The sequence below is a fragment of the Ruegeria sp. BG7 genome (genome assembly GCF_056535685.1).
The window spans coordinates 683,368-705,980 of the sequence record NZ_JBQFIU010000002.1; the positions used below are offsets into that span (position 1 = coordinate 683,368).

A 22,613-nucleotide genomic window follows, 5' to 3' on the forward strand; every position below is an offset into this window, starting at 1 on the left:
ATTCTGAACACAAAATAACCGTGTTGATACAATAACGCCTTATACAAATTGTACTAAAGCGTCGTTCCAATTTGGTTTTTGTGGCGAAAAAGGACGCATCCATAAGCTAAACGCGAGCGCCAGTGTGAAGCGGTAAATGGCATCAAAAATGTGCGCCGAACCCGGTTTGAGCAATGTTGAGCACTACGACTGCTGCTACCGTTGCGGAAAGGTTGCGTGTGTCATACCATCTTGAGGTAATTGTTGGCAAAAATGCGCGCAGATCACCCCCGTGGCATTGGAATGCTGTAGCGCAGACATTGTCGTTCCTGAATATCTGTGCGAAGGTGTCGGAGGTTCTACAAAGACAATCTGGAGGTGCCACATCGAGACTGACACTTACTTGTAGAGTCTGGGATTGCCGAATAAACCCAAACGATATAGCAGCCATATTGTAAATCGATATCAGCGTCACGGAAGTAATATTGTGAGCGAAAAACACACCTACGAATACGACATTGACATGAACAGTGATGTGGCGCCGGCTCGTGTGCTACGAATGGTGAAACCAGGATCAAAGGTTCTCGAGATTGGCGCTGGACCGGGCTCGATCACACGGCATCTTTCCGGAACATTGGACTGTGACGTTGTAGCGCTTGAAATCGATCCCACTGCAATCGAAAAACTGAAGCCTTTTGCGCGTTCAGTGTACCCGATGGACTTAAACGATGCCGCATGGAGCGACGTGGTGCGTGAAAAAGACGGGTTGTTTGATTATGTTATAGCGGCAGATGTCTTGGAGCACGTTTACGATCCCTGGTCTGTCCTGTCAGGCATGAAATCTCTGTTGAACGACAGCGGATCTGTAATCCTTTCTTTGCCGCATGTTGGCCACGCCGCTGTCGCTGGATGTTTAGTTGACGAAGACTTTGAGTACCGCGATTGGGGCCTGCTGGACCGAACGCATATTCGGTTCTTCGGCATAAAAAACGTACAGCAACTGCTTGCTTCGCAAGGAATGAGCATCGAACAGGCCGAGTTTGTTGTGCGAAGCCCGGAAATGACGGAGTTTTGCCACCGTTGGAGCCGTCTGCCAAATGACGTGCAAAGCGCCTTGCAGCGGAACCGCTTTTCCCACGTTTTTCAGGTGATCAGCCGATCCGTTCCGAAAGAGCGCGCCGAGAACGACCTCTACTTGATGAATCTCCCCGTTGAGCGACCCGATCAAGAGACAGTAGACTTGTGGACGAACATGATGGCGGGTCTGCCTGTGTCTGAAGACTCAGACCTTCAGTCTACAATCGGTGCAGCAAACTCTAACGAGATCATCAAACCCGGCCCTTTGGCCAAAAAGAAAAAGAAGTCACTTGCACGGCGTTTGGGGTTGAAGAAGTAATGGCCTCTAAAAATGCCAATCGTGAATTCGAAAATATCCGTACGATTGCTTACTACCTACCTCAGTTTCATCCAATTCCGGAGAACGACGAATGGTGGGGTAAAGGCTTTACCGAGTGGACAAATGTAACCAAGGCAAAGCCGCTTTTTACCGGACATTACCAGCCGCACTTCCCGAGCGATCTTGGCTATTATGATCTGCGGGTTCGAGAAACCCGGCTTGAACAAATCGAAATGGCCAAGGCAAGCGGTATTGATGGGTTCTGCTACCATTACTATTGGTTTTCAGGCAAACGCCTGCTTGAACGCCCAGTCGATGAAATGCTTGCGGACCCAGACAGCGACATGCCCTTTGCCTGTGCTGGGCAAACGAAAACTGGACGCGCCGCTGGGATGCTGCTGAACATGAGATATTGATCGCACAAAAGTATGCGCCCGAGGATGATCTGGAGTTCATCAAATCGATCGAACCGTTCTTTCGCGACCCACGCTACATCACCATAGACGGTGCGCCCATTCTGATCGTGTACCGCCCTCAGCATCTGAAAAATGCTCTCAAGTCCGTGCAAGTTTGGCGTGACTATTGCGCGTCTGTCGGGATTCCAAAAATTCACCTCACCTGTGCGCTGACACATCGAAACTGGGATTACGCCTCGTTCGGGTTTGATTCCGGTGTTGAGTTCCCACCGCATGGGATCAACGTGCCGAATTTATCAGCAGAGGTGGACCTGCACGGAGACTTCGAAGGGTTGTGCGTCGACTTCTCAACGATCGCGGAACAGTATCTTGGCCACAAGTATGGGCCGGAAAACAACGTTTACCGCTCGGTTTTTCCGTCATGGGATAATACAGCCCGGCGCAAGGAAAACGCGATGGTTGTGTTGAACGGAACCCCTGAAAATTACGAATACTGGTTGTCGAGCGCATTGCGGCAAACAGCTCAGGACTTTCCGGGTCAAGAGAGATTGGTCTTCGTAAACGCCTGGAACGAGTGGGCAGAAGGATGCCATCTGGAGCCTGATCGAGAGTTTGGGCACGCGTTCTTGGACGCGACTCAATCCGCTCTTCTGGGGTCCAAGCTGACGGGTTGGACACATGTTGGTGTTCCAAAAGAATCGCAGCGGAGTGACAGCACCAAAGGTGCTGCAAAACCAGTACCGTATGGTGCGAACAAGTCGCTGCCCAAACGAGCATTTCGACTTTTACGTGATACGGTCAGCGGTCGGCTGCTTAAAGAATGGCTGGCAAAGTCTCACACAAAATAAATACAGAGAGTGGGTCGTTTGCATGTTAAGTGTTGATGCATCTAAGTGAGCTTAAGTTGGTTTAGTCCAAAGCTTAGAAAGACATCTGTTGACCGGAAGCACCGAAGCGCTTGAGTATGAGAATATCTATGCCTATCAAAGATACCCTGCTTTTCTATGTGCTTTCGGCAGCTTCGAAACTCAGCCCCCCTCTTTCATCACGTACCGCTCGGAGGTTTCGAAACTCTGCCAAAAAAAGAGACCCCAGACGAGCAACCACACACAATCAGCATCTGGGTCGGCAAGGCTTTGAGAGTGCCGTTCGAGGTGATGAGTTTGTCCCATTCGATCCGCAACCAAAAGCTGAACCAGCGGTGCGGGCAATTGCACATTACTTGCCGCAGTTTCACCCGTTCAAGGAAAATGATGAATGGTGGGGCAAGGGTTTCACGGAATGGACCAATGTTGGCAAGGCGATCCCGAACTTTCCGGGCCACTACCAACCGCATTGCCCTATCCACTTGGGCTATTACGACTTGCGAGTGCCTGAAATCATGGTCGAACAAGCCCGGATAGCAAAAGCATACGGGATCGGCGGCTTTTCCTATTACTATTACTGGTTTGCTGGAAAAACTCTGATGGAGGATCCGTTAGAGAAAATGCTGAACACCCCTGATGTTGACATACCCTTCTGCCTGACTTGGGCAAACGAAAACTGGACACGCCGCTGGGACGGGCGCGAGCACGATGTACTGATTTCGCAGAACCACTCAATAGAAGATTCATTAAACCTTCTGCGTCACATCCGTAAGTATTTTGACGACCCGCGATACATCCGGATAGACGGTAGACCTGTGTTCATCGTTTATCGAGCGAATATTATTCCTGACATTCAGGAGACAACAAAGGCTTGGCGTCAAGAGGCGCAACGCTGGGGCGAGACTGATCTTTATCTCGTAGCAGCCCAGACCTTTGACATCGGGGACCCTCAGGAACTTGGCTTTGATGCCGCGATGGAGTTTCCGCCCCATCAGGTGAAGCGCACCGACATCACCGATGAGATGGGCGTTTACAACCCCGAGTTCACCGGGGCTATTTTGGACTATGACGCCGTGGTTGACGCAGAACTTGGCAAGAGTGAACCGGATTATAAGCTGTTCCGGTCATCAACGCTTTCCTGGGACAATACAGCCCGCAATCAGGATGCGCCGCGCATTATGGGCAGGTTTTCGATTGAAGCTTACAAACGCTGGACAGCTCATTTGGGCAATCAGGTCCTAACGCAGGAAAAATACAGCGCTGACGAAAAAATCGTCTTCATCAACGCATGGAATGAATGGGCAGAAGGAACACATCTTGAACCGGATCAACGGTATGGGTTTGCCTATCTTCAGGCAACCTACGATGCGTTACCCAAGAAACAGTAAGTTCGTTGGGTTCTTTGCGTTTTACCAAAGAACCCATCACATTTTGTTTTTGTACTATCGAGTTTTTGGAAAAACACGCCAACGCCGTCGATTTCATGAATTGCTGGGGTGTGTATCCGATTTCGTCGAAATAGTCATGCACGGCCGCCTTGGCGGCGGGAACGACGTGATAATCATCCACAATGATCCAACCACCTTTCGAGATTTTTCCAAAAAGGTGCTTTAAGGGATCTATCGTCGATTCATACATGTCACCATCAAGTCTAAGAACCGCGATTTGCTTGCTTGGGACCAAAGGCATCGTGTCTTTGAAAAAGCCTTCGATGAAAACAACTTGATCGTCCAGAAGATCAAATTTTTCAAAATTGGAACGGACCGCATCTGCAGAAACTGCCAAAGCATCGTATTTGTGAAAATCCGACCCCTTGTCGTGGGGATACAAATCTTCATTCGGCTCAGGAAGACCCTGGAAGGAGTCGCACAAAACTACGCGACGATCATTTATGCCGTATGCGAAGAGTACAGCTTTGGCAAAAATGCTCGCACCGCCGCGCCAAACCCCGGTTTCCACAAAATCTCCCGGAACTTTGTTTCCAATAACCGACTCGACCAAAGTGCGTACGTTAGCCAGACGCTTGCTGCCAACCATTGTGAACGCCACAGATGGCCAATCCCATCCATGTTCACGGTTCACCGGGTTGTAGTCCGGTTTGGTATCACCAATCAAAATTGGCGGGTCCTCGTAGATCGTACCGTCCAGAGTACGAGCGACCGTGGTCAAGTATTTTTCGCGGAGATCGTGGAACATTTTAGGGACTACCTTGATTTGATGGCCCTGGGGCCCGAGCTTGTTTTTCTGAGGGTACTATGAATATTTCCAGCGCTGAACCACGCTTGACGTTCTTTCGAACGCTACACCTCCTGCTCGTAGTTGGTTTCGACTTTGCCGAATTGTTCAAAACATAGCCAGTCGATACGAATCACAGATACCAACTCGGCTTTTCTTGATCAAGGCGCGGAATTACAACCGGCAAAGTGCGGACAATAACGCCAGACAATTCTACCCTTTTGCTTTGTTGCAACAGTGATCGTCCGACGACGTACTTGCAATACCAGCCTCCCATCAAGAGTATTAGAACTTATCTTCTGGGGGTGTTTCATGACGCGGTAACTTGCGCACCTGAAACCGGTTGCTGTTGCCAAAGCCTGCTTGTCTGACACCAGCGCAGCAGGCTTGAGCATGGGACAAAGCCAGGAGATGCCAGGATCAAGACGTTATCAACGACCGTTGCACAGTTCATGCGGCTTCCAAATAGCCCAGCAAAATAGATGTCATATCCGCATCAATTACCCCATTTACAGCAACCACGTGAGCACCCGCCTCATAGTCGACATTGTCTGTACTGACCCCCGACAAGTCTGAATTTTCATCCAGGAAAACCCATTGCAGATCGGGTGCCGAGGGTTCTCCGACTACAACCTGAAGGATCGCAAGCGCATCTAATGCGTTGACGGACCCGTCCTGGTTAACGTCGGCGGCAATCAGGTTTTCAGTCGTTGCTGAACCCCATGTTGGGTCCAGACCCACGGAAATGCGCAGGACCTTCTATGCGTCCAGAGCATCGGTTTCGTTGCTGGCCGTGGAGTAATATTGATGACGTCCAACCTACCAGGGTATGTTCCGTCTGGGAGGTCCACATGGAACATACCTTGCTCATCAGCCGTGGGAGAGACTGTACCACCACCGTCAGGCGTAAACCTGATCTCTGCATCTGAAAGACCTGAATTAGCTGTTTCGCTGTTTACAGAAACGGGCCCAGCTAAACCATCGGAGCTATCAGGTGTCAAACCACCGAAATTCCCGAAATCGACTGGAATGTGATCGGGCCCTTCAAACCCAGTGCCAAAAACATCGCTAGCCGACAGCGGCCCACCAGTGGCCGAGTGGACGTCAACCACTTCATCACGGTATTCGATCCGAGCACCTTGCGCGGTGCTAGTTACAGTCAATTGTTGAGGTGACCGTAAAAGCAGATAGTCGAACATGTCCAACCGATCCACACCTGGTTGAAATCTGAGATCGTGGTCAGCCCACTTCCCGACTGTATCACAAAAATGTCGGAACCTGCACCTCCTGACATTGTTGTTGCACCTGCCCCAGCGATCAAAATGTCGTCCCCTTGCCCTCCAATCAGAGTTGTATCCAGAATACTATCGCTGAGCATGCCGCCTGATGCCGTCCCGGACACGGTAGCAAAATCTGTCTTCACTGAGCCCAGATCGTCTTTTGGAACTGTATGAACCGTGACGCCGGCTTCTTGTTGCGATGAGACCAGAATTTGCAGCTCATTCCCAAAATGCGCAGCGCTGAGTGATTCGACGTTCTACAGACCGCTTGCCAATGTGTCCTCAGAACTGTCGAGGTGAACCAACTGGCCGTGAGTTGTCAGCGTAAAGAGGCTCACCCCGTCATCACCCCCTCCAGCAACAACAAATACGCGTCCGTTGACTTCCACCACCGCCAGGTCCTGAACCGCTGCAAAACGAGTATCGAGCGTATCCAGCACATGGTTCGTGGCAGTCAGGCCCCCGTCCTGGTCCAATTGCAACACGCTAACAGAGTTGCTACCTGCACCTGCGACTACCACCCAGGATTTTCCATAAGCCTCTATCGATTCAACAGCGTTTGGCGTCGAAATTCCAAGCGTTTCCAAGGTGTCACTGTGTGATCCTGTCTTGCCTAATCTCTGCCGCGGTTTGGGCACATCTGACCGAGCTTGACGATGTAACGCGCGTAGACGGTCGAATTGTCCCGTCCGGTGATATCCAAGTAATCGATGCAAGCGAACCCGGAATTCTGCGCGCGCTCCATGTGCGCGAAGGTCAACTGGTGGACAAAAACACAATGCTTATGGAGCTTGATGCCACGCAAATCGATAGCAAGCTCAGTCAGGAACAACAACGCGCATTCGGGTTGATGGCACGCGCGAGGCGGCTTCAGGCGGAGATAGACGGAACACAGCTGAATTTCGACGCGAAACTGATTTCTGGAGCACCAAGCGTCGTACGCTCGGAAACAGCGCTGTATCAGGGCCGGCAAGCCGAGTTGGCGGCAGAAATTGCAATTTTGGAACGTCAGCGGCAACAGAAACACCGTGAGTACGAAGAAGGCTTGGTTGATCAAGTCACAGCCGTTGAGACGCTAACGGTTCTTGAGGAAGAACGTGCGATTATAGCCCCCTTGGTCGAAAGCCAGATGGAGCCGGCGACAACCTTACTGGCCTTGCGCCGAAGCGAGGCAGAGTGGCAGGGGCGCAAGGTGCGAGCCGAAGCAGTGACCAACAGGCTAAAGACGGGCCTGGAAGAAATCGATCATCGCATCCAGGCGGCCCGTAGCCGGTTTCGAAGTGCCGCGCTGACCGACCTTGCGATTGCCACGGCTGAATTGGCGGCCTTGCAGCCGGCACTGCCTGCTTTGCGCGACAGGGCTATGCGAGCGCAGTCCGCTCTCCGGTGCGGGGCATCGTTAACCGCATTCACCAGACAACCATCGGAGGGCATACAAGAAGTGGCGAAGAGCTTGTCGAAATCGTGCCTCTGGACGACACGTTGCTTGTTGAGGCATACGTGAAACCCGAGGACATCGCATTTATGCGCGCCGGGCAGCCTGTGAAAGTCAAGATCACAGCCTATGACTTTGCCCGATATGGCGCCTTAGATGGTGAAATCATACGCTTTGGTGCCGATACAATCACGCGATCGGAACGCAATGAAGAAGAAGTATTCGTCGTAGAAATCCGAACGAATAACACCATGTTGGACGGGAATGGCATTGCGGTCGAGATTATTCCAGGCATGATCGCAGAAGTGGACATTCTGTCCGGTCGCAAATCTGTTCTGGACTACATTCTGCAGCCTGTCGTGAAGATCAAGGATCAGGCGCTAAGAGAGTAAACCGATCAAGCAAGGCGGCTATATGCCTGATTTTGGCATGAAAGTATGACCGGCGTAGGGGCTGAGTGCCTCAACCTCAGTTGATCAATACTGCTTTTACTTCCAATTAACATCGCCCAGAAAGATGTATCCAGCACCATAAATCGTTTTGATAAGGCGCGGGTTCTTGGGGTCTTCACCAAGTTTGGTTCGCAGCCTGGAAATCCGAACATCCATGGCCCGGTCAAAGCTGTCACCTGCTGCACCGCCCAGCGATTCCTGCATTTGCCCCCGACTGATCAGGCGCTTGGGGCTCTCCAGAAACAACCTCAGAACTTCGCCTTCCGCATGGCTGAACGGGGTTTCTGTACCCGCCCCGTCCTCAAGTACATAGCGGTCAAAATGCGCTGTCCAACCATTGAACACAGCCGTATCCGAGTTTGACGTTGGGCCGCGTGGGGTACGCAACCTGGCCCTTATCCGAGCCACAACTTCTGCCGGATCAAACGGTTTCGTTATGTAGTCATCAGCACCAAGCTCTAAACCCGTCACGCGATCTTGCACTTGTGCACGACCGGATATGATAATCACCGCCGCGCCTTGTTCCAAGGCAAGGCGGTGAACCAGAGCCAACCCATCTGTGTCCGGCAAGGAAAGATCGACCAGACAAACATCTGGCGTCACGCGGTTCAGCGCCGCCTCAAATTCCCGCGCGCGAGAGAAACTTTGCGTTCGGAACCCTGCGTCTTCCAACGCATCCGTCAGGATGCGGCGTATCTCGGGCTCATCATCGAGAATAGTCACCAGCGGTTGCGTCATCAGACTGCCTCGGTTTGGATCAATGCAGACAATTGCGCTTGCGAAAACGGTTTTTGCAACACCGGTGCTAAAGCGAGTGCCTGTTGGTGCAATTGATCTGAATTGGGTAGGGACGTCATTAGGATGCACGGAAACCCTGGCTTAATCTTTTCCATTAGCTCCAGCCCCGTTGCCCCTCCTTCAAGGCGGATATCGGACAGGACCATCGAGATGTCTTCGACGCTGGAAAGCAGCGCCACCGCTTCATCGACAGAGTTGGCTTCAATTACGGACAAACCCAGCTCCACCAACATATCGCGAAACTGACCACGCAAATCATCACTATCTTCCACCAACAGTACAAGGCCGCCTCGGGCCGGTGGAGCCGGTCGGTAGGGTAACCGCAGGACGACGGATGCTCCGGACGGGGTATTCTTTAGGTTCAGATCGCCCCCTGTCAGTTTTACGGTGTCATAAACCATAGGCAGGCCCAGCCCGGACCCATCACTGCCCTTGGTTGTAAAGAAAGGATTTAGCGCTTTCTCCAACGCCTCCGCTGAAAATCCCGGACCGGTGTCAGACACGGTAATCTCGACCCAAATGTTACCGATGGCGTGTGCGCTTATGGTAATCTGTCCCGAGCTTCCACATGCATCCCGTGCATTCAAAATCAAGTTCAGCAGCGCGTCCTGCACCATTCCCGGATCAAGCATCAAAGCCTGATCCGGTAGTGTGTTGACAACAGAAAGCCCCATGCCACGCGGCAGGGACGGGGTGGCCAGTATCCGCAGATCTTCCAGCAAACCGCGCATATCCGTGGCCTGAGGCTGAGGCGTTCTGTTCCCGGTCATGTCCGCAATCCGGTTCAGCAATTGCCCACCCCTGCGCGCCGTTTGTTGAGTGGCAACGACAAGTTCTTGCGCTTCATCTGGCAAGTGCATCTTGTCTAGCCGGGACTGCATACCAAGGATAATCGTGAGCAAGTTGGAAAAGTCATGCGCAAGGCCACTTGTCATTTGCGCCGCCATCGCTCTGCGACGTGTCTGCTGCAAGGCAACCCGCGCTTGTGTTTCTTCGGTAATGTCCACAGACATGACATAGACACCCCCTGCCCCATCCGGTGTGAATGAAACACGGATGCGGCGAGAATCCTGATCTTCGGTGAACTCAAAAACAGATTGCTCACCGTCGTAAGCCTTTTGCAGATGGCTTTCGACACGTGCAAAAGCCACAGCACCAAGGGCCTCGGAGATATGGAGCCCCAGAATATCAGAAGGACGGCCAGGCATAACCGCGCTCAGACGTCGGTTGGAATAGTCGTAGAGCCCGTCACTGTCCAAATGCGCGATATGGGCCGGCATCATCTCGGTCACCAGGCGTGTTCGAGCCTCAATTTCGGTCAGTTCCCGTTTGGCTTCTTCTAACGCGGCGATCGTGGCCGCAAGCTTGCGGTTGGTGGCCGACAGTTCTTCGGCATGACCCAGCAACTGTTCCGACAGTTCCTCGGACCGCGCCCGTAGCAGGTTCTCGGCCCGCCGCGTACCCGTGATGTCAGTATAGACTGCAACCCACCCCCCTTGCGGCAAGGGCGCACCTTCGATTGAAACAACTTGCCCGTTCGGACGCACCCGTTCCATGTAATGCGGCTCAAATGCCAAAGCCTGCTCGACGCGCAAGTTGACCATGTCCTCCACACTCTCGTCGTGGCCATATTCTCCTCGACTGGCAAGAAAGTGTATGGTGTCTCGAAACAAGGCCCCACGCTGGACCAGTTCGTCCGGTAACCCGAACATTTCCTGAAAACGGCGATTGCTGAGCACCAACTGCAACTTGCTGTCATAGATGGAAAGAGCCTGACCAATCAGGTTCAGCCCTGCGGTGGTCATAGCTTTGATGCGCTTTTCTGTTATGTTCAAGCTTGCCGTCTCCACAGCCTCTGCCTAGCACCAGTTACCAGGCGCGGATAGTGGAATCATGTTTGATGCCTCGCGCGTTGGGTCAGGACCCGCCGTGTAAGGGCATAGCATTTGCAGCGCGGTATGCCTCGACATATCCTCTGGCGACAGACCTTACAGCGCGACCTATCTGGGCATAGGCTTCGTCCGGCAGGTTGGCAAAGGACACGCGCGCAGACCAACCCGGCGCATCGAACCCGCTGCCATTCAACAGAACAATCCCGTGATCCTCGGCAAGTTTGAAGGCAATATCGAGTGGATGCACGTTCTTCTTGATCCAAGCCACAACGTCGTCGCCAACATATTTGCGCAACCAATATTCGAAGTCGATGATCCCATAATAGGCGTCGTAGTTTTCGCCTGCATTGACCTCGATCCCCATCGCTTCGGTCAATAGTTTGAACCGCCGATGTACAAGTTCCATACAGGCGGTTTGATAGTCTTTCTTGGTGTCAACCAGCTCAACAAGTGAAAACAGGGTCATCATGACTTGTTGAGGTAAGGACAGACCAGCGGTGTGGTTCAAGGCAACGTCCCGGCTGTCTGCAACCAGGCGATCAACGAAGCGGATATCCCGAGGCGTAAGGCTTAGTGTGCCATACCGTTTGTCCAGCGTCTGCTTTATCTCTTCGCTGTGTTCTGCCAGTTTGAGGTCAAAGATATTGTCTTGTGCAACGGCAATGACACCCAAACGCCAGCCCGTGCAGCCAAAATATTTGGAATAGGAATAAACGCCAATTGTGTTGCTTGGCATGTACCCCATGACCGATGTGAAATCATGCACGAAGGTTCCATAGACATCATCTGTCAGAACGATGAGGTCGGGACGATGGTTCTCGACCACATCTGCCAGCTTCTCCAAAGATGCCTTGTTCAGCGCAACTGACGAAGGATTGCCCGGATTGACCAAAAAGAAGGCTTTTACTTTGGGGTCTTTCAACGTCTCGACCGCTGCATCGGTCAGTTGGAAACCGTCTTCTTCATCCGTTTCCACATGAACGGATTCGAGGCTGTAATCCTCCAACTCGGGCATTTCGAGATACGGAGTGAAGATCGGGGTACTCAGCGCAATCGTGTCCCCTGCGTTCAGCAAACGGTTGGCCTTGAGTGACTTGAAGATGTAACACATCGCCGCCGTGCCGCCTTCGACTGCAAACAGGTCGAATCGTGTCTCGGGCCGTCGGCCCGCACACATGGCCCACATCAGATATTCATGCGCGATAATTTCATTGTGGTGCAGGATGCGGTCCGGCACCGGGTAGTTGTCTCCAATAATCGAATCCGTCAGCTCATGGACAAACGCATCAGCATCAAAGTCGAAAGCAAAAATGGCGTGTTTGACCACAGTCAACAAGGTGTCGGTACCCGGCATATCGGCATTGGCCTCAGCCCAACGCAAAAAGCGATCATGGCACCCTTTGATGGCTGGCATCCCACCCAAACCCGCCGGATGGTCCATAACGCGTTTGGCTTCGGTTATGGCAAACTGACCGAGCGCAAAGAACGCTTCACGCGGGCGTGTCGCGATCCAGTTGGGGTTGCCGCGCCCTGCGTTCAGAAACGCACTGTTGGACTTTCGTGCCTCATCTGAGGCCAGTTTGATCAGCTCATCCTTGATCTGAAAAGGGCTAAGCGCTTCGTAATCGTGCAGTTTCAGACGGTCCATACCACATACCTTTCCAAATCAACTGAGGATCAAAACAACGACCATGCCAAAGATGGTCAGTAACGTATTCCCGATCGCATAGGGCATCCCATACCCCAACGCTGGTATTCGGCTTTGAGCGGCTTCCTGGATCATCCCCAGCGCAGCTGTTGTGGTTCGCGCACCCGCGCAGGCCCCGAACAATATGGCCGGATGAAACTTGAAAACGTAGTGGCCAACATAGACAGAAAAGATCATGGGCAATGAGGTGGCGACAATGCCCCAAAGCAGCAATGCAACACCGGCCTGCTGAAGCCCTGCAACGAAACCAGGGCCCGCACTGATCCCAATCACAGCAATAAATACGTTCAGGCCAAGGGTATTCATCAACCACAACGACGGGCCGGGTATACGTCCGAAAGTTGGATGAACCGTTCGCAACCAGCCAAGCAACAAGCCCGACAATAGGGCCCCACCTGTTGTCGAAAGGCTGATTGGGAAACCCCCCATGGTAATCGCAAGGGTCCCGACCAAACCGCCAAGAAAGATCCCCCATCCGACAAACGCAAGATCCGTCGTGTCCACCGGACGATCTGCATACCCAATCTGGGCGATTGCGGCTTCGACATGGCGCTTTGACCCAAGAACCGTCAGGATGTCACCGCGATGCACGACAGTTCCCGGCAACAGCGGCAGTTCGACCATGTTTCGCATCAGCTTTGAGACATAGACGCCACGGGCCAGCGAGAGCTTGCTTAGGTCCTCCAGCGTTTTTCCGTGAACCTCTTTGCTGGTGATAAGAACATCCAGCTTCTCAGTTGGCGTGTTTAGCAATTCTGGAGCGTCAGCCTCTTTCATACGCCCTTCAAGAAGGCCGACCAAGTCCGCGCGCCGCCCGGAAAACATAACGATGTCGCCCGCCTGTAGTTCCGTGCTGTCCTCAACCTCGATAATTTCATCGCCACGCTTGATCCGTTCCGCGTAGATCCGCACTCCGGGCATCAAGTCCTTGACCGGTTGGCCTATCAAGTCACTGTCGTGTGGTATTTCAAACGCCCGTGCTTCGATCATGCGATAGGCTGATACGATACCGTCACCGGCCTCAACCGCCGCGCCGCCACCCAGTTGGGCTTCGTATTCCTTACAGGCAGCAACCAAATCCACACCAATCAGACGCGGGCCTATCTTGGCCAGAATGATGGCAGAGCCGATTGTGCCGTAAATATAGGTCACAGCGTAGGCGATCGGGATTTGATTGGCGTAGGTCTGCGCCTGCTCTGTCGACAGGCCCAATTGATTAATCTGATCTGTTGCGACGCCAATTGCGGCCGAAATGGTCTGCGACCCCGCGTACAGGCCCGCCGCAAACCCAAGCTCTAGGCCCGCGACCATTGCGGATATGACCGGCACAATCAGGCACAAGGCCAGAACACTGAGCGCAAAGAAGACTTCACGCGCACCGTCTGCTTTGAGGCCGCGAATGAACTGTGGACCGACCCCATACCCAACCGCAAAGATGAACATGATGAAAAAGGTCGATTTGACCGCCGAGTCGATTTGGATATGCGTCTGCCCAATGATCACAGCCGCAAGCAGTGTCGCCGTGACCGTTCCCAGACTGAACCCAAAAAGCTTTTTGGGACCGATCCAGAACCCCACCCCTATCGACAGAAAAACCGCCAGTTCGGGATAGCTGCGCAGCACATTCACAAACCAATCGCCCATCACCATCCTCCTCAGAGCACCCTGCAAGCGCAAAGGTGTGTTTGGAACATTGAAATCGCTGACAGGCCGATCCGAACAATTCAATCAGTAACAAAAAACGAAAGCACCGACACTGTAGGCCGTCAGAGCGAAATTAGAAGCGTATTTCTCAAGGACGATACCGTAAGATATGAATTTGTCTATAAATTTTCGCCAACAGGCTCCAACCACCAAAGAGATGTCTAGTAGCGAGAGCGGGATTTTGCACCTTCCGTTGTAATGGAATGCAATGACAACGTATGGTCCATGTTTCGCATGCGATGCCGCAACATCTGGCGGCCCATCCGGGCTAGATCAGGCGCAAACTCGGGCTTGTTTGCCACATTCTCGAACTCGCCTTTGCCTTGGTGGTCAAACAGAATGGGCGGCAGATCGGCGGCAAATTCGATCAGGGTAAATCGATCATCTCGCAAAATCCCCAGACAAGAGTCGCTGTTGTTCGTTCCCAGTCGCTGTTGCCAAAGGGTCGGGTTTTCAGGTTCCGAGAAGTCCAGTTCACTGAAAGAATAATTGCGCCAGTTTTTGGGAACCTTGCCATGCAACAACGGCATCAAGGACCAACCATCCATCGCGTTCGGAGCCGTTTGCCCGATCCAGTCAAGGATTGTCGGCGTTACATCTACTGACTCTGTCGGCACCGTAATTTGACTACCCGCGTGGCCTTCGTTCCCCGGCAAACGGATCATCAACGGTGTATGATAGGCTGCATCGTATACCGTCATTTTGCCCCAGCTGTGGCGATCCCCCAGCATTTCGCCATGGTCTGCGGTTATAACCACCATCGTATCGTCATATTGCTCGCTGTCCTTCAGGTATTGCACCACGCGACCGATATGGTGGTCTACTTCTGTCGCCAATCCCAAATAAACTGCGCGCAATGTACGAATGTTGGCGTCTGTTGGTTCAACTTCGTCGAAGCCGTGAACGAATTCTTTTGCTGTATAGACATCCAGTTTCGGGCCAAAGAACGGGTGCAACTCTTTCTCGGCTTCCGCGCTTTGCAACCGTTGCGGCAGGGGAATATCTGCCGGGTTGTACATGTCATTGTACGGCGCAGGTGCGACCAGAGGCGGATGTGGACGGATATAGGTTAGATGGGCAAACCAGCCCTTTCCTCGATGGGGCGCGATACCGTCAAGGAATGCATCGGTGAGAAACGCCGTATCGCTGTCTTCCGCCCGATACAGTGCCGGATCGTTCAATTTAGGGGGCTGACCGTCCATTGAGACGGGTTTGTAGACATCCCAATACTGATCAAACTCATATCCTTTCTTCATCAGATGCGCTTGCCAGGGATACGATTCTTCAAGGCGCATTTCGACGACTTCCAGAAATCCGTTCATGGATTCCTCGTAAGACTTAAGCACCGGGTCGTTTGCGTCATGAACCCGTGGGTCAGCAGAGGTGTCTGTGTACCCAAACAGCATCGGCGTATATCCCGCCTTGCGCATTTCTGTGGCTATGTTCGGGGTGTCGTGACGCAACGGGGTTCCATTCCTGACAGACCGATGGTTCATCGCATATTGACCGGTCAGCAACGAAGCACGCGAAGGGCCGCAAGGATTGGTAACCGAGAAGTGCCGTGTGAAAGTCACGGCGTCATCCATGAACGCCCTGAGGTGAGGCAGATCCACGTAATCCGCCAATGCACCGTTCAGGCAATCAGCCCGAAGCTGATCGATGATGATGAACAATACGTTTTTGGCCCCAGGCATACGAACTCTCCGGCTCTGAACTTGATTCCCACGCGAAATGTGTCTGGCTTCTTGTGCTCAAGCAACTGATAAAATGAAGACATCGCCGCTTGCTAAAGCCGTCAGAGATTACAAAACGTGACTCTACCAAATAAGGTCAGGCGTGACGCGCGCGCCATCCTGCTCCACAAAACCCTGCCTTTCGAAACAAAGGCTTGCGGGCCAAAGGGTTTTACTTCACATGACGATATGACGAAGCCAGCGATATCAGCCGAGCGCGACACCGACGGTACTCATGTCCGTATATCGGGTGAATTGCTGACCCAATTGCTGCATTCGGTAGAACAGGACTTTGCGGCTATCCAACCTGCACCTGACAGGGTCGTTTTTGATTTGTCCCACATTGAAGCGCTGGACACTGGCGGTGCGTGGCTGATCGCTGACCTTGGTCGGCGGTGCACCTCGAACGGTGCGACGATAGAAATCCAAGGGGCAAAGCCTGCGCACGCCAAGCTGATCGATACTGTAACGCATAGTATACCGGACAACCCGGGCAAACTCGAAGACCCCCGCAGCTTTACGGACTGGGTTGCCGATGTTGGCCGCAGCACGTTCGGGGCCTGGAAGGATACGCTGTCTATGCTGGAGTTTCTGGGGCTTACGTTGCACCGGCTGTTTAGAACCGCTGTGATGCCCTGGCGGCTGCGCAAAGCAGCGTTGGTCACGCATATGGAGGAGACTGGCGTCAAAGCCCTGCCAATTGTGGCCTTGATGGGGTTTCTGATCGGCGTTGTTCTGGCCTTTCAGGGCGCAACGCAGCTCAAGCAGTTTGGCGCAGAGATCTTTGTGGTCGAATTGATCTCAATCTCGGTTCTGCGCGAATTGGGAATTTTGCTGACCGCCATCATTGTTGCAGGCCGCTCGGGTTCGGCGTTCACAGCATCTATTGGTTCGATGAAAGTCCAGGAAGAGATCGATGCCATGCGGACCCTTGGACTGGATCCGATTGAGGTGCTGGTCATTCCCCGTGTCCTCGCTCTTTTGATCATGCTGCCCATTCTGGGTTTTGTGGCAGACATAGCCGGTTTGTTCGGTGGCGCCTTGATGAGCTGGATTGACCTTGGCGTGAGCCCAGGGATGTTTCTGACACGGCTGAAGGAAAACACGGATGTCTGGCAATTGGCGGTGGGTTTGATCAAAGCACCCTTTTTCGCTTTGGTCATTGGCGTGATCTCTTGCTGGCAAGCCATGCAGGTCAGAGGGTCCGCTCAAAGCGTGGGTCAGCGCACGACGGCTTCCGTTGTGCAGTCCATCTTCATGGTCATTGTGATTGACGCCCTGTTCTCGATTTTCTTCTCAGAGGTCGGAATTTGACATGATCAGCGAAACACAAGAGGCACCGACTTTGACAGAAACGCAGCGAGAGCCCGTGATCCGTGTGCGCGGCCTTCGAAACCAGTTCGGAACGCAGGTTGTGCATGACAACCTTGACCTTGATGTCTGGCGTGGTGAGGTTCTGGGAATTGTCGGCGGGTCCGGGACAGGCAAGTCCGTTTTGCTCAGAACAATTGTTGGACTGAACAAACCCGCTGCAGGAAGTATCGAGGTTCTGGGTGTCGATGTCTTGAACGGTCCCGAGGAAGATCGGCGCCGCATCGAACGCCATTGGGGTGTGGCATTTCAGGATGGCGCGCTGTTTTCCTCTTTGACCGTGTTGCAGAATGTAATGGCCCCGCTGCGCGAGCACACTGACCTCAGCGAGAAATTGATGGAGTCCCTCGGCGCGCTGAAAATCAGCTTGGTGGGTTTGCCGCAACTGAGCTGCGGCAAGTTTCCATCCGAGCTGTCTGGCGGTATGCGCAAGCGTGCGGCGCTGGCACGGGCATTGGCGCTGGACCCTGAGATCGTTTTTCTGGATGAGCCAACCGCCGGATTGGACCCGATCGGTGCGGCGGCTTATGATGAGTTGATTGGCGAATTGCAGCGGGCCCTTGGGTTGACGGTGTTCATGGTTACCCATGATCTGGACAGCCTTTATGCCATCTGCGACCGGATTGCCGTACTTGCAGAACAGCGCGTACTGGTTGAAGGTCCGATAGAAGACATGACCAAGGTCGATCATCCTTGGGTGCAGGAATACTTTACAGGCCCCCGCGCCCGCGCAGCACAACAGAAGGGCCAAAACAGGTAGAGGCAATGGAAACCCGAGCGAATTATATCCTGATTGGCGCGTTTACCCTTGCAGGGCTTTTAGGCGCGTTCGGTTTTTTCCTGTGGCTTGCGAAATTTGAGGTCTCGCGCCAATACGCTTACTATGACGTCTTATTCGACAATGTCTCAGGTCTTTCCGCCGCGGGAGGTGTAAGCTTTAACGGCCTTCCCGTGGGGCAGGTCATTTCGTTGAATCTGGATGACGACGACCCCTCGAAAGTCAGGGTGCGCATCGAAGTAGATGCAGACATTCCAATCACTGACGAAACCGTGGCGCAGTTGCAATCACTGGGTGTGACCGGTGTCGGTTATGTAGAGCTGACGGGTGGGTCGCCAGATTCACAGCGATTGGCACAGGACAGCGTGATCAAAAGCAAGCGGAGCACGATTCAGTCCTTGTTCGAAGGCGCGCCTAAGGTTCTGGACGAGGCTGTCACGCTTTTGGAAAGTCTGAACAAAGTCGTTGACGACAAGAACCGCGAGGCCGTGAGCAACATACTGGACAACCTTGCGTCAGCCACAGGGCGGCTGGACAAAACACTGACCAGCTTTGAGTCTGTCGCTAGCGACATCGGCAGTGCGGCCAAGGATATTGGCGAGTTTTCCAAACGCCTGGATCCTTTGGTCGAAACAGCGGAAACAACACTTAATGCCGGTACAGATACACTGAATTCAGTCAAATCCGCGTCCGAATCCGCAAAAGCCGCGCTGGACGAGGCAAAAACCACGATCCAGACGGCAGACCGCATCCTACAGCAGGATATTCAACCCTTCATTGAACGCGGCTCGCGACTGGCTGAACGGTTAACCCTGTTGTCGGACGAAGGCAGCGTCACGCTTGGAATTGTCAACGAAACCGTCCTGAACGCAAATACAACGCTGGGCTCGATCACTTCAGCGATGGACACAGCAAAAGGGGCATTGTCCTCGGCAGAGACAGCGTTCAATTCCGCCAACCGCGTTATGGAAGAAGAAGTCGCGCCAGTTGCGGCCGACATCCGCAAGGCCGCCAACCAAGTGACCGAAACAGTATCAAACATCACTGAGAAGATCGACCAAATCTCGGACGATGTACTCAGCGCGTCCAACTCGGCGTCCGAATTACTGGGCACAATCGACGGCATCGTTCAGTCCAACCGCCGCCAAGTGTCGGACTTCCTGCGCGTTGGTCTTCCGCAATTTGTCCGTTTCGTCGAAGAAGCCCAACGCCTTGTCATCAGTGTAGACCGCCTTGTGGACAAGGTTGAACGAGACCCTGCGCGTTTCCTTTTAGGCACCCAAGCATCGGAGTTCCGTCAATGATCAAGCCTGCTCTCGCTATGCTGGTGGTTGCCCTGATCGGCGGCTGTGCCGGTCTGGGAACGTTGCAACAAGCGGCCAGACCCAATGATCTGTACCTTTTGACGCCCAAAAGCACATTCTCGTCCGCGTTGCCCAGAATACAGAAGCAGATCGTTGTACAGGAACCCACGGCCACTGCAGCGGTGAATACCGATCAAATCGCCATTCAGCCAACACCCTATCAGGTGCAGTACCTGCCACGGGCTCGTTGGGTAGATCGCGCGCCATTGATCGTTCAGACCCTGTTGGTGGAAAGCTACGAAAACTCGGGGAAAGTTGCCGCGGTTGGACGTTCCACAGTTGGCCTGAGAGCTGATTATGTAATCGCACCGGACCTGCGCGAGTTTCAGGGCATCGTGGTCCAAGAAACAGAAACCGGTAAATCGGTCCGTATTGAAGTGCGTATGAACATAAAGGTCATTGACGAATACGAAGACAAGATTATCGCGTCCAGTTCGTTTCAGGAAAACGTTGTAGCTGCCAGCGATCAAACGCCGGATTTGGTCAAAGCATTTGATCTTGCCTTGGGTCGTGCCATGCGAGATGCCGTTGAGTGGAGTATTCGCAGGATCAACACACATGTGGCAAACAACCCAAGGTCTACCCCTAGCTAGGCCTTGAAGCTTAGACTACGGCGAACTGGACCGGCGTATTCGCTGTTTATTGCGAAAATCCGTTTACTCAGGTGGTCGGCACAGCTCTCATCGCCTGCGTCTAAGCACACGTGCCTAGGTTAGTGCACATGGGCTGTCGATTGGGTTCCCGGCTTAGGGGCGCGGCAAAAGAACAACAGCGGAATTGTCGCCAAGGCCAGCAAGCCGAGATTGTTGAAAACGGTCAGGTATGAGATCATTTCCGCTTGTCGCGCAATTTCCTGCCCCAGAATCACAGCACCCTCAGCACTGTCAGGTGTCAGACCAAGCGGGCTCAGATAAGCCTGTGCTGCCGGGTTGTACGGTGTAACATTCTGGCTGAGCACTGCAGTATTGGTCTGAAGCCCGCGTACGATCCATGTGCCGACCAGCGAGATTCCAACCGATGACCCCAGTTGCCGGGTCACGTTGAACAAGCCAGATGCTTCATCTTGCCGGTTTTTACTGATGCTTTCAAACGCAAGGATAGACATTGGAACGAAGACCAATCCCATCCCTAACCCACTGATGGCTCCGGGCCACGCCAGTTCCCAAAATCCGGCGTTGAGGTTGAGCGCCCCCATCATGAAATTGCCAATCGCAGTCAGCAACAGTCCGGCACCTGTCAACACACGTGGATCGAAATGATGAACCAGCACCGCACCTGTTAAAACCATCGATAACCCGGCAGTTATGCCGCGCGGGATAAACAGGTGGCCCGAAGCGATCACCGGGAAATCGAGCAGATTTTGGACAAGCGTTGGCAATATTGCGATACCGCCAAACAGTGAAACCGCGAAACCTGCGATGATCAGGTTGCACAGGGCAAAATTCCGGTCCGCAAAAAGACGCAGGTCTACGACTGCATCTCTGGAAACCAGCGCGTGAACAACAAATCCAATCGCTCCCAGAATTGACGCTACAACAGCCACCTGGATTATGCGGGACGACATCCAATCCATGGTTTCGCCCTGGTCCAGAACAAACTGCAGGCACCCGATACCAAGCGCCAACAAGGCCAAACCTTTCCAATCGATCTTCACATCTTCGGTTTTATCTTCGGGCAATTCTCCGGCTAGCAAAAGAAGGGCAAGAGCCGCCACAGGCAAATTAACAAAGAACACCATACGCCACGAGAAATACTCGGTCAGGATCGCGCCAACCGTTGGCCCAAGGACCGGCGCTACTACGACACCCAACCCGAAGATCGCCATCGCCTTCCCACGGTCTTCCCTGGGAAGGCATCGAACAGGATCGATTGTGACAGTGGGATCAAAAACGCCCCAAACATACCTTGGGCCAATCGAAAGGCAACAATGACCTCTAAGCTCCAAGACAGGCCACACATCACCGACATCAGGGCAAATCCGCTGACCGCCGTCAGGATCAGCCGCCGCCGACCCACACGGCGCGCTACGAAACCAGTCAGCGGCATAATGACCACGGCTGACACGATATAGCTGGTCAAGATCCAAGTCGCTTGATCAGTGGTCGCCCCAAACGCCGCCTGAATGTGGGGCAACGCGACGTTGACGATCGTGCTGTCCAACACTTCCAGTATGGCGCTGAGGACAACAGCGACCACGATCACCCGGTTTACATGACCGGACGTCGCCGAAGTCATTTACCGTCCGCCGGACCTGTTGTGTCTACAACAACTTTACTGCTGCCACCGACACGCAAAGGGGCATCGGTCGGATCCAATTCGATCCTAACCGGAAAACGACGCGTGACCTTAACCCAGTTACCGCTGGCATTCTCGGAAGGCAGCAATGAAAACGTGTCTCCTGATCCGCGCCCAATGGAAGCCACTTTTCCGCTCAGTTTCACACCGGGCAGCATGTCGACCTGAACCGTGACCGATTGGCCGGGTCGGATGCGTGGCAATGACGTTTCTTTGAAGTTCGCATCCACCCACCAGTCCGATGACTCGACAATCGAAAACTGCGGAGCGTTGGCCGAGACCGATGACCCCGGCCGCAAAGTCAGATTTGCGACCCAGCCGTCCGCCGCAGCAAAAACCTTGGTCCAGGCAAGATTTGTTTCGGCGATCTCAAGCTGTGCTTGCGATGACAGGATGTCGTCCTGCTTTGCCTCCAACCCGCTTTGCAGTGCCAACAGGCTGGATTGGCTGGTCGTCAGTCGCGCTGAGGCTTGTGCGAATTCCGATGTGGTCTGATCCAGTGAAGCTTGTGCCACATCCCCCGAGGCAAACAGCGCCTTCGCTCTTTCGAGGCTTTTGTTCGCCGTGTCATAAGCGGATTGGGCACTTTCAACAGCTGCTTCGGCTGCGGTTATCTGAGTGGAGTAAGACTTGGCCTGTTGCACTGCACTGTCCAAATCGGCCTTTGCCGCATCGACCGACGCTTTGAACTGGGTTTCGTCAATTGAAAACAGAAGGTCGCCAGTCTTGACCGGTTGATTGTCCGAAATATGAACCTCGGCGACCTGGCCAGTTACCTGAGCCGCCACATAGATAATATTGGCTCCGATATATGCATCCTTGGTGGATGGATACCTTTCTTCATGCCGCCAGAACAGTAACAATCCAACCCCAATGGCTACCAACATTACGGCGATTGCTGTGGTTTTGAG

General features: G+C 53.3%; 18 protein-coding genes and 2 pseudogenes. 9 read left to right on the forward strand and 11 right to left on the reverse strand.

The annotated features are described in order from the left end of the window. Positions 1 to 466 precede the first annotated feature (466 nt). The 3 genes and pseudogenes from ACR3EH_RS20920 (at position 467) to ACR3EH_RS20930 (ending at position 4,045) form a co-directional block, all read left to right on the forward strand. Positions 467 to 1,375: a class I SAM-dependent methyltransferase gene (locus tag ACR3EH_RS20920; RefSeq protein ID WP_171187854.1), complete on the forward strand. Its 909-nt coding sequence runs from the start codon at positions 467 to 469 to the stop codon at positions 1,373 to 1,375. Beyond that, positions 1,375 to 2,639: pseudogene (locus ACR3EH_RS20925) on the forward strand (glycosyltransferase WbsX family protein). The gene ACR3EH_RS20920 and the pseudogene ACR3EH_RS20925 overlap by 1 nt, the downstream one beginning before the upstream one ends. A gap of 128 nt (positions 2,640 to 2,767) precedes the next feature. Next, positions 2,768 to 4,045 (forward strand): glycosyltransferase WbsX family protein, encoded by a 1,278-nt coding sequence (locus ACR3EH_RS20930; protein ID WP_216601668.1) that lies wholly within the window; start codon positions 2,768 to 2,770, stop codon positions 4,043 to 4,045. Here the strand turns inward: ACR3EH_RS20930 and ACR3EH_RS20935 are convergent. The 4 genes from ACR3EH_RS20935 to ACR3EH_RS20950 all read right to left on the reverse strand — a co-directional run bounded on the left by ACR3EH_RS20935 (position 3,939) and on the right by ACR3EH_RS20950 (position 6,657). Continuing rightward, the gene (locus ACR3EH_RS20935) at positions 3,939 to 4,853 is read right to left on the reverse strand and encodes a TylF/MycF/NovP-related O-methyltransferase (protein ID WP_480634863.1); all 915 of its coding nucleotides are present in this window, start codon (positions 4,851 to 4,853) and stop codon (positions 3,939 to 3,941) included. The genes ACR3EH_RS20930 and ACR3EH_RS20935 overlap by 107 nt on opposite strands. 489 nt (positions 4,854 to 5,342) lie before the next feature. Then, positions 5,343 to 5,633, reverse strand: coding sequence for a dockerin type I domain-containing protein (locus ACR3EH_RS20940; protein ID WP_171648131.1), 291 nt, complete (start codon positions 5,631 to 5,633; stop codon positions 5,343 to 5,345). 418 nt (positions 5,634 to 6,051) lie between these two features. Next, complete coding sequence (locus tag ACR3EH_RS20945) at positions 6,052 to 6,270, reverse strand: calcium-binding protein (RefSeq protein ID WP_217352363.1); 219 nt, start codon at positions 6,268 to 6,270, stop codon at positions 6,052 to 6,054. Positions 6,271 to 6,429: 159 nt separating this feature from the next. After that, on the reverse strand, positions 6,430 to 6,657 hold the full coding sequence (locus tag ACR3EH_RS20950) for a hypothetical protein (protein WP_480634848.1): 228 nt from the start codon (positions 6,655 to 6,657) through the stop codon (positions 6,430 to 6,432). A 113-nt stretch (positions 6,658 to 6,770) separates the two neighbouring features. Between ACR3EH_RS20950 and ACR3EH_RS20955 the strand changes: the two genes are divergently transcribed. Further along, the gene (locus ACR3EH_RS20955; RefSeq protein WP_480634864.1) at positions 6,771 to 7,676 is read left to right on the forward strand and encodes a hypothetical protein; all 906 of its coding nucleotides are present in this window, start codon (positions 6,771 to 6,773) and stop codon (positions 7,674 to 7,676) included. Beyond that, positions 7,673 to 7,999 carry a beta-barrel domain-containing protein gene (locus ACR3EH_RS20960; RefSeq protein ID WP_480634865.1) on the forward strand — a complete coding sequence of 109 codons (327 nt, stop codon included), beginning with the start codon at positions 7,673 to 7,675 and terminating at the stop codon, positions 7,997 to 7,999. Before ACR3EH_RS20955 ends, ACR3EH_RS20960 begins: the two co-directional genes overlap by 4 nt. Before the next feature lie 96 nt (positions 8,000 to 8,095). On the opposite strand, the gene ACR3EH_RS20965 is transcribed toward ACR3EH_RS20960, so the two are convergent. The 5 genes from ACR3EH_RS20965 to ACR3EH_RS20985 form a co-directional block, all read right to left on the reverse strand. Beyond that, a complete protein-coding gene (locus ACR3EH_RS20965) occupies positions 8,096 to 8,797 on the reverse strand; it encodes a response regulator transcription factor (RefSeq protein ID WP_171187842.1) in 702 nt (233 codons plus the stop codon). Next, positions 8,797 to 10,692, reverse strand: a complete 1,896-nt coding sequence (locus tag ACR3EH_RS20970) for a PAS-domain containing protein (protein WP_171187840.1) — start codon at positions 10,690 to 10,692, stop codon at positions 8,797 to 8,799. The genes ACR3EH_RS20965 and ACR3EH_RS20970 overlap by 1 nt, the downstream gene beginning before the upstream one ends. Positions 10,693 to 10,774: 82 nt before the next feature. After that, positions 10,775 to 12,397: a bifunctional aspartate transaminase/aspartate 4-decarboxylase gene (locus tag ACR3EH_RS20975; RefSeq protein ID WP_171676311.1), complete on the reverse strand. Its 1,623-nt coding sequence runs from the start codon at positions 12,395 to 12,397 to the stop codon at positions 10,775 to 10,777. 18 nt (positions 12,398 to 12,415) lie between these two features. Next, the gene (gene aspT / locus ACR3EH_RS20980; protein WP_171187837.1) at positions 12,416 to 14,101 is read right to left on the reverse strand and encodes an aspartate-alanine antiporter; all 1,686 of its coding nucleotides are present in this window, start codon (positions 14,099 to 14,101) and stop codon (positions 12,416 to 12,418) included. 221 nt (positions 14,102 to 14,322) lie between these two features. Beyond that, complete coding sequence (locus tag ACR3EH_RS20985; RefSeq protein WP_171187835.1) at positions 14,323 to 15,855, reverse strand: alkaline phosphatase family protein; 1,533 nt, start codon at positions 15,853 to 15,855, stop codon at positions 14,323 to 14,325. Positions 15,856 to 16,083: 228 nt separating this feature from the next. On the opposite strand from ACR3EH_RS20985, the gene ACR3EH_RS20990 reads away from it, so the two are divergent. From ACR3EH_RS20990 to ACR3EH_RS21005, 4 genes are read left to right on the forward strand one after another with little or no spacing between them, the layout of a single operon-like run. After that, positions 16,084 to 17,208, forward strand: coding sequence for an ABC transporter permease (locus ACR3EH_RS20990; protein WP_171187834.1), 1,125 nt, complete (start codon positions 16,084 to 16,086; stop codon positions 17,206 to 17,208). Position 17,209: 1 nt separating this feature from the next. Next, entirely contained in the window at positions 17,210 to 18,025 is an 816-nt protein-coding gene (locus ACR3EH_RS20995; RefSeq protein WP_171187831.1) for an ABC transporter ATP-binding protein, read from the forward strand. Between the two features lie 5 nt (positions 18,026 to 18,030). Further along, positions 18,031 to 19,347 (forward strand): MlaD family protein, encoded by a 1,317-nt coding sequence (locus ACR3EH_RS21000; RefSeq protein WP_171095003.1) that lies wholly within the window; start codon positions 18,031 to 18,033, stop codon positions 19,345 to 19,347. Further along, positions 19,344 to 20,000, forward strand: coding sequence for an ABC-type transport auxiliary lipoprotein family protein (locus ACR3EH_RS21005; RefSeq protein ID WP_171187829.1), 657 nt, complete (start codon positions 19,344 to 19,346; stop codon positions 19,998 to 20,000). Before ACR3EH_RS21000 ends, ACR3EH_RS21005 begins: the two co-directional genes overlap by 4 nt. A gap of 119 nt (positions 20,001 to 20,119) precedes the next feature. On the opposite strand, the pseudogene ACR3EH_RS21010 reads toward ACR3EH_RS21005, so the two are convergent. Together ACR3EH_RS21010 and ACR3EH_RS21015 are read right to left on the reverse strand one after the other, a co-directional pair. Then, a pseudogene (locus tag ACR3EH_RS21010) lies at positions 20,120 to 21,642 on the reverse strand (DHA2 family efflux MFS transporter permease subunit). Beyond that, positions 21,639 to 22,613: HlyD family secretion protein (locus tag ACR3EH_RS21015; RefSeq protein WP_480634866.1), on the reverse strand; the 975-nt coding region annotated here is incomplete at its 5' end. The pseudogene ACR3EH_RS21010 and the gene ACR3EH_RS21015, both read right to left, overlap by 4 nt.